The organism is Maribellus sp. YY47, from assembly GCF_023111095.1.
Lineage (GTDB): Bacteria > Bacteroidota > Bacteroidia > Bacteroidales > Prolixibacteraceae > Draconibacterium.
On sequence record NZ_JALGYW010000024.1, the window covers coordinates 69,394 to 77,618 of the forward strand.

General features: G+C 40.2%; 7 protein-coding genes. All 7 read left to right on the top strand.

The window, feature by feature from the left end; genetic code table 11:
* The first annotated feature begins 33 nt into the window (after positions 1 to 33).
* The 7 genes from MR764_RS17220 (at position 34) to MR764_RS17250 (ending at position 8,106) form a co-directional block, all read left to right on the top strand.
* Positions 34 to 705, top strand: a complete 672-nt coding sequence (locus tag MR764_RS17220) for a DUF4956 domain-containing protein (protein ID WP_247980689.1) — start codon at positions 34 to 36, stop codon at positions 703 to 705.
* Positions 706 to 712: 7 nt separating this feature from the next.
* Positions 713 to 1,342 (top strand): DUF2490 domain-containing protein, encoded by a 630-nt coding sequence (locus tag MR764_RS17225; RefSeq protein ID WP_247980690.1) that lies wholly within the window; start codon positions 713 to 715, stop codon positions 1,340 to 1,342.
* Between the two features lie 112 nt (positions 1,343 to 1,454).
* Positions 1,455 to 1,955 carry a sigma-70 family RNA polymerase sigma factor gene (locus tag MR764_RS17230; RefSeq protein WP_247980691.1) on the top strand — a complete coding sequence of 167 codons (501 nt, stop codon included), beginning with the start codon at positions 1,455 to 1,457 and terminating at the stop codon, positions 1,953 to 1,955.
* A gap of 12 nt (positions 1,956 to 1,967) precedes the next feature.
* On the top strand, positions 1,968 to 2,852 hold the full coding sequence (locus MR764_RS17235) for a FecR domain-containing protein (RefSeq protein WP_247980692.1): 885 nt from the start codon (positions 1,968 to 1,970) through the stop codon (positions 2,850 to 2,852).
* A gap of 16 nt (positions 2,853 to 2,868) precedes the next feature.
* On the top strand, positions 2,869 to 5,472 hold the full coding sequence (locus MR764_RS17240) for a TonB-dependent receptor plug domain-containing protein (RefSeq protein ID WP_247980693.1): 2,604 nt from the start codon (positions 2,869 to 2,871) through the stop codon (positions 5,470 to 5,472).
* A 713-nt stretch (positions 5,473 to 6,185) separates the two neighbouring features.
* Entirely contained in the window at positions 6,186 to 6,701 is a 516-nt protein-coding gene (locus tag MR764_RS17245) for a hypothetical protein (RefSeq protein WP_247980694.1), read from the top strand.
* Between the two features lie 922 nt (positions 6,702 to 7,623).
* The gene (locus MR764_RS17250; RefSeq protein WP_247980695.1) at positions 7,624 to 8,106 is read left to right on the top strand and encodes a hypothetical protein; all 483 of its coding nucleotides are present in this window, start codon (positions 7,624 to 7,626) and stop codon (positions 8,104 to 8,106) included.
* Positions 8,107 to 8,225: the final 119 nt, after the last annotated feature.

The following is an 8,225-nucleotide window of genomic DNA, read 5'->3' on the forward strand; positions in this document are numbered from 1 at the left end:
AGAGTTTATTACAAAAAAAATTATCAGACTAACATGTTTAACGAACTTTTAAGCCAATTGTCAACGGCACAAGTCGGTGCTTTGGATATTGAATTGGTGAATGTTATCGATTTTAAAGAACTGGTTATCAAATTTGGGTTTAACCTGCTGGTAACCTTTGTGGTTGTTTACTTTATATACGCAAAAAACAGCCGGAGGAAAGATTTTTTCTTTAGCTACTTTGCGATCAGTACAGCCATTTTCGCCTTGTGTTTCCTGCTCGAAAGTGTAAAACTGGAGCTCGGGATTGCATTGGGGCTGTTTGCTATTTTCGGAATCATTCGCTACCGTACCGACACCATCCCCATAAAGGAAATGACCTATCTTTTTGTGATCATTGGCCTGGCAGTGATCAACGCGTTGTCGAGCAAAAATGTAAGCTTTCTCGAACTGCTTTTTACCAACGTAGCCATTTTAGGAACGCTTTGGATTTTAGAGTTGATCCTGATGCTGCGCCAGGAAGCTTCGCTGGATATTGTTTACGAAAAAATTGAAAATATCAATCTGAATAAACGCGACGAACTGGTGCGCGATATTCAGGAAAGAACGGGGATAAAGATAAAACGAATCGAAATTGAGGAAATCAATTTTATGCGCGATATCGCCCGTATCCGCGTTTTTCACGACATAACCGAATCAAATGGGAAAGGCAATGCTAAAAAGTAATCATCTTATGAAGAAGCTCTTTTATACGGTCGTATTGGTGGCCGTAAGTTCTGTTGCCGCAATGGCACAGCAAACCTGGTTTGAGTTCGATGTTTCAAAAGAACTGGGCGATAAGTTGGAGATATCTCTGGCTCCCGAACTGCGTTTTGATGAAGACTTTAAACTGGATGAGTATTTTTTTGAACCGGGCGTGGCATATGCATTCAACGACTATTTTGCGTTGGGCGGAAGCTACAGGCTGGGCAACAATCAAAATAAAAAAGGAGAAGATCGCTGGTATGGCCGTTTTGCCTTTGATGCTAAAACCGCTTATAAATGGAATAATTTGCAAGCCAAATTGCGCTTACGTTATACCAACTCAGATGATTTCACAGAAAATGAGAAGACCAACTACTTCCGTGCAAAATTCGATCTCGAATATGCCATCAAAAAACTCGATCTCGAACCCTATGTCGCCTACGAACTTTATCGCGATCTCGATGCCGGAGAGTACAGTAAAGCCAGATGGGAGTCGGGACTTCAGTATAAAATCAATAAGCACCACCGCGTTGGGGCATATTTTCGCTTAAACGATTATCTACACTCCGATAAAGCGTCGGTTAAGATTATCGGGCTGAGCTACAAGCTTAAATTGTAGAGCCTTGTACGTTTTTCCGAAAAAAAAGAATATTAGCTTAGGGTATCGTTTCATTGATCTGTATTAATAGCAGAGTCGAGAAGTTGAAAGTAATTTTCTGAAAATTAATTCAATGGCGGGGATTGAAAGAGCCAGGTTCATAGAATTGTTTCATGGGATGTATTCACCGATAAGGAATTACGTTTATTTCAAAACCGGTGATGCTGAAATAGCGGAAGACATTGCGCAAGACACTTTCCTGAAGATTTGGGAGAAAAAACACGAAATAAGGGAAGAGACCGTTAAGCCATTGTTGTATACGATTGCGGGCAATTTGTGCAAAAACCGCTACGAACATCAACAGGTGGTTTTCGATTTTGTGAAGAAATACCAGGCCGGAGCGGATGAAATAACACCTGAATTTGAGCTGGAACTAAAAGAGTTCAACAATAAACTGGAACGAGCCATTGGGGCGTTAAAAGAGAAAGACAGGGTCGTTTTTTTAATGAACCGGATGGATGGAATGACGTACAACGAAATTGCCAAAAATTTGGGATTGAGTGTGAAAGCCATCGAAAAGAGAATGAAAAATGCCCTGGGTGAGTTAAAACAAAAAATCGAGTACAAAATTTAATGGGAAAGTGCCATGTCTGAAAGGAACGATTCCAAAAAATATAAACTAACAGCTGCGGAATTCCATGCCATGGATACGGAGAAAAAAATCCTGAAAGCAATGGAGGGGTTTAAGACTCCCGGAGGGATGAGTGAGGAGCAGGCGCTGGAAGCGATGTTTAAAAAGGCGGAAGCCCGGAAACCTTCCGGAACCATTCGTCTTTTAAGGTACTGGCAGGCTGCCGCCGCTGTTGTGCTTTTGTTGCTGGGGTTTTATACGGTAAACAATGTATTTTCAAAAGATAAAATAAAAACTGCCTTTGCAGAGCAAACCGGGTTTAGCTTACCCGACGGGACACGGGTGGCTTTAAATGCAGGGTCGAAAATAAAGTGGTCGGATAAAAGCTTTTTGGAAAAACGATCGCTGCAACTCGATGGCGAAGCCTATTTCAATGTAAAAAAAGGAAGTCGTTTTTCCATTCATACAAAAAACGGAACCGTTGAAATATTGGGAACACAGCTAAATGTGTTTTCGCGCAAGAGTGAGTTTTGGGTAAGCTGTTTGTCGGGGAAAGTAAAAGTAAGCTCGGGCAGCGATGTTCAGGTGATTACTCCCGGAGAAATGACCGAACTCACGGCTTCAGGTTTGGTGAAGATTGCAAATGATAAAATTGAACAGACAATTTCGTGGAAGAACGGACTGTTTTATTTTGAAGATAAACCGCTTGTTTCTATTTTTGAAACCCTGGAACGACAATTCGATGTGAACGTAAGTTTTGAAGGAAATCCGGATCGCTCAATGACCGTGACTTTTTCCAATAAGAATCTGCAGGAAGCATTGGATGTGATTTGTATTCCGATGGGTCTAAAGTATGAAATCAAAAACAATAAAGTGCGTATTTCCGAGTCTGCCGGGTAAAACCGTCTTTGTTGTTATGTTCCTTTTATTTTCCTTTTTCGTTGTTCCGCTTGCCGCACAAAATCATCGTTTTTCGTTTACCGACACACCGTTGTCGAAGGCTTTGGCCGAAGTTGCCCGGGAACGGAACATTCTCATTTCGTTTGATTCCGGGGTGCTCGAAACTAAGCTTGTAACAGCTTCCTTTGACGAGGAGAACGTAGAAAGGGCCTTAAGCCTATTGCTGAAAAACACCGGATTTACCTTCGAACTCAAATACAATACCTACCTGATTGTACCTGCTAAACCCGGGCAAAAAGAGCCGGTAAAAAAGGATGTAACAGTAAGTGGAATTGTATTTGATTCAGAAACGGGCGAGCGTTTGCCCTATGCCAGTATTAATTTGTGGAACCAGAATATAGCCGTTTCAACCACCGTTGAAGGTACCTTTAGTCTCAGACTCACCGATTCGATACAAAACCTGGTGGAAGTGAGGTACATGGGCTACCAAAGTGTCGACACAATTATTGATACTTCTGTTCCTTCCGCATTTTTAAGAATTGGAATGACCCGGAAAATGCAGAATATCCAAACCGTTGACATTGCCGGGAATAAAATGGAGATGGTCGATTTCAGCAAAGAAGCAGGGCGCGTGGTTTTTAATCCTTCCCGGTTCAGCGATCTTCCTAACTATGGTGAAACTGATGTTTTCAGGGCTTTGCAGCTTATGCCCGGTATCAGTTCGTTTGAGAACTCGTCGCAATTAAATGTTCGGGGCGGAACGGCCGATCAGAACCTGGTGTTGCTCGATGGATTTACCTTGTACAACCTCGATCATTTCTTTGGCGTTTTTTCGGCGCTTAATCCAAATGTAATTAAGAATATTCAGGTGTACCGGGGTGGTTTCGACTCGCGTTACGGCGAACGTATTTCGGCCATTGTCGATATTGTCGGGAAATCGGGGAACCAATCTCAGGCAAGTTATTATGGCGGCATTAACCTGATCAGTGCCAACCTGACCGCAGAAATTCCGATTTCAAAAAAACTTACGCTCGTAGCTGCCGGACGGCGTGCTTATTCGGATATGTATTCCAGCTGGCTGGCCGACGAATTGTTGGGTGATAAGCTGGGGCAAAACCGGCGTTTGCCTGCACCCGATGCCAATGTTCTTACACCGGAATTCTACTTTAGCGACTACAACCTGAAACTTTCACACCAGATCAGTGATCAGGAAAATATTTCGTTTAGTGTGTACGGATCAAAAGATTACCTCAACAGTTCGAGCAGTAATTCGAACGAACGCGGCGAATTCGAGGCCGAAGACATTAATGAGTGGGGAAATTACGGATTGGGAACTACCTGGAACAAACAATGGAACGGCAGGTATTTTACGAGCCTGCAGTTTGGGCATTCGGGTTATTTTAACGATTACAACAATAACACAACCATCACCGTCAGCAATCCGACCAACCCGTCAGATTCCACGTTTATTCAGGATCGCGAATTAAACGAGGTAACCAATGAATCGAATCGCTTAACCGACTATTTCCTGACCTTTCGAAACGAGTACAACATAAATTCCCATCATAAAATTGAATTTGGGATATCGGGTAAATACAACCGTTTTACCTTTTATAAAGACGCTTCGCGTGCGGTGGTTTACGACAACCTGGAAAGTTCCGCTTTTTTGTACACCGGCTTTCTGCAGGATCAATTGAAAATAGGAAACCGCCTGGCGTTGAAGCCCGGGATGAGAATGAATTATTACAGTAATTCAAAGAAGTTTTATTTTGAACCCCGCCTTACCGGAAATTATTCGATGGCCGATGGGCTTACATTGAAATTTGCCACCGGGAAATATTACCAGTTTCTGAATAAATCGGGAACTGAACAAAATTTCGGGTACAACCGCGATTTCTGGATACTGGCCGACGGAGGCGTTAACCCGGTGCTTTCCTCGAGCCATTACATTTTGGGAGCCGGCTTCGAAAAAAATGAATTTTACATCGATGTTGAAGCCTATTACAAAACCGTAAACGGCTTACAGGAATACCTGTTTTTTGATAATCCCGATCAGCGAAGGGAGCCCGGGGCAGGAGTTGGAGATCCGCTGAGCCAGTTTGTTTCAGGAGATGGCAAGGCCATGGGGATCGATTTTTTAGTGAAATACGAAGGAACTTTCTTTTCGAGTTGGCTGGCTTATTCGTTGAGCAAAGCCACACGGCGCTTCAACGAAATAAATAGGGGCGCCGATATTCCGGCAGATTACGATCAAACCAACGAGTTTAAATGGACCAATATTTACAGCCTACGGAAATGGAATTTCTCTACACTCACAATTTTCACCACCGGGAAACCCTATGTGGTTTCTTCGTTAAAGGACGAAAATTTTAATACCACAAGAGTATACGGGCGTTTACCCGGCTATTTCCGAACCGATGTGTCGGTGAATTATAACTTCAACATCAAAAACGTAAATATAAAACCCGGAGTCTCGATATTGAATGCCTTCGATACCGACAATTATCTCGATGTATATACCCGGGTGTTCGATTTGGGCGAAGTTTCTCCGTTTAACGAAACAACCCTGATTAAGGCGCAATCACTCACGTTTAACTTTTTTGTGAATTTCCGGTTTTAGGCCTGCTCTGAGTTTATTTGAACTTCCCATCCAGGTTGATATTTCCTGAGGGCAGTGGTTTCTAGTCATTTTTCGTAATGCCCTACGACTCTCCACTCGCAGCTCTTAGCCCGTAACTCACAGCTCCTTCCCAATGCCTATTGACTAATGACTCTCCACTTTCCGCTTCTTTCTTATGCCTTTCCACTCGAAGCTCGAAGCTTACACCTCTTAGCTCACTCCTCACACCTTCTTCCCAATGCCTAATGACAAATGACCAATGACTCTCCGCTTGTAGCTTGCAGCTTGCGTCTTTCCGCTTTTTTCTTATGCCTTTCTTCTCGTGGCTCTTAGCTCATAACTCGCAGCTTTTTTTTCAACCGCCTTATTTTACTTTCTTTAAACTCATTTTTTCGCTTAACATAACCGAATTACTGTTTTTTCTTTTAATTTCGGAAAACTAAAAATCAAACTTCAAACTCATGTATAAACCGCCAGCCCTTTTTAATCCCGAAAAAGATGTATTCCACACCCCAAACAGGTCGTTAAACCAACCTCACAATAACGATATAACCCAACTGGGCGGGTTCCACGTACGTTGTGGGTAATTTAAAAACAAAAAAATGAACGATTATTTAATTGGAACTTTAGGCGGTTTAATTGGCTCAATTCTTACAGTAGTAATATCAAAAAGTTTAGAGATTTTCCAAAAAAGCAAAGAACATAAATAGGATTTGCAGAAACAATTCTTTACGAAGAAGTTAACTGCTGCAGAAATCACAGTGATGCAATATAATATGCTTTCCGATGCGATTAATCAGCTTGTTCTTTTGTATAATCGTTATGAAAAAAATGACACTGAAATCGGAAGCTACTTGAATGACAACCTTATGAAGCAGATTGACGAAAAAATTTTACTAGCCAATAATGCTTCGCTCTCATTGTCCAATGCAATAAGCTTATATTTCGATTTAAAATCAGACTTTTCAAAAAATGAAATTATCTCAAACTTTTATAACTCACTAAATTCACTTGCTCCCTTTACTGAAAATGTAGAAAATACATATAACCAATATTTAAAACTTAGAGGAACAAAGGATGAGCAAATCGCTTGGGAGCGATATCAAAAATCTGAGAAAGACCTAGGTGATGAAATGACAAAGATTTCAGGAGAATACCAAAAGTTTGATTTTGAGATACAGAAACACATTTCCCAAATAAGAAAAGAAATGAAAAAATTTGAATATTAAAAACTACCCACAGCAAATTGCAAATTGCATTGCGGGTGCAGTGGTATGCGTTGTCTCCGCTCCTTTCTTGACCGTCATGTCCTGGCGGACACTGACGCTCTCCGAAATCCGCCACGACCACATACCACCACCATTAACGGCGAGTTTTAAAAATTCGATTGATAGAAACCTAAATTATTAACAATATGGAATACACAATAAGTAAGACAAATAGAAATGGTATCATTTTATGTTCTTTTTTTTTGATTTTGTTTATTTTAATATCAGGGCTATTGTTCCTTATTAATACCCCGGCAAAAATCGACATCGTTGAGAGACTAATTCGGAATGTTATCTATTTAATCCTGTTTGGGTATTTAATGCTGGCATTCTTTCAATATTTCAGACACTATAAGCGGACTATTTTACAAGGTTCAATTCTTATAATTTTTATAATGGAACTTATTTTAAAAAGTACTCTTTTCTCCGATATCTTTGAATCGACTTGGAAAATAGTTGGCTTATTGAGTGTAAGTAGCATCTGGATTGTTGCCACAATTGTTCTGATTTTCGGTCTAATTAGGAACGAAGCCAAGGTTTATCCGGGAATGCATTCTATTCGGAATTACGCAATTAGTAGTTTTCTTATTTATGTTTTTTCAACGACTTATCCTTTTTATTTGAACCCCATTAATCCATTGCACACTCTGCATTTAATCGGATTGACTTCTGCAATACCATTTATTTTTACAATTATTTTTGCAATGAAGCTAAAATTAAAAGAATAAAACAGCAACCAACTGCCTACCGAGGCTTCGGGATCGTTTCGCAGTTCAGTCAGTCGGCTGACTGACAGGAACGCCTGCCTACCGGACAGGAACGAGCTTCGCAATCCACCCGACCACTTGCAAGTGACTGTTACCACACATTTTGAAAAAAGACAATGAAAAAGAAAATTCCATTATCAGTTCTTGAAACTTTAGAGAAATATGTAGAACTCAAAGGAGAAAATTTAGAAGTTATAGAACCAGACAAATTTCTTGTAAAAGTCGTAGATAAAGACGCGAATTCTGATTTCTATTTTAACATCGAGACCTATAAAATGGAAAATGGGTTAAAACTTCTCATTGACTGGAAACCAGGAAATAAAGAATCAGTCGCAAACATCCGAAAATGGATTGAAGGAAAACAATTAGATGCTTTTTTCAATAATTGGGTAACTCTGCTGAGAGGTTATGATACTGTAAATTCATTTTTTGATGACCCAATCTTAGAATCATTTACAGAAGAATATTACGCAGAATTTGAAATAGTTGATGAAGATGCAGAAACAAAACCGCTGAATTCAAAGCAAATTTTAATGCTCGATGAGCATTTAGAATTCATTGAAAATAATATTGAAAAATTTAAAACAGAAGATCACTAGTGGGTATTAAAAATTAATAGACGTTCTTTGAAATTCTTTGTTAGTCGTACTTGTAGCGATTTTTGATAGCGTGACGATTTGAATTGAAAATACGGATTTTTGCATGCAAACAAGCAATT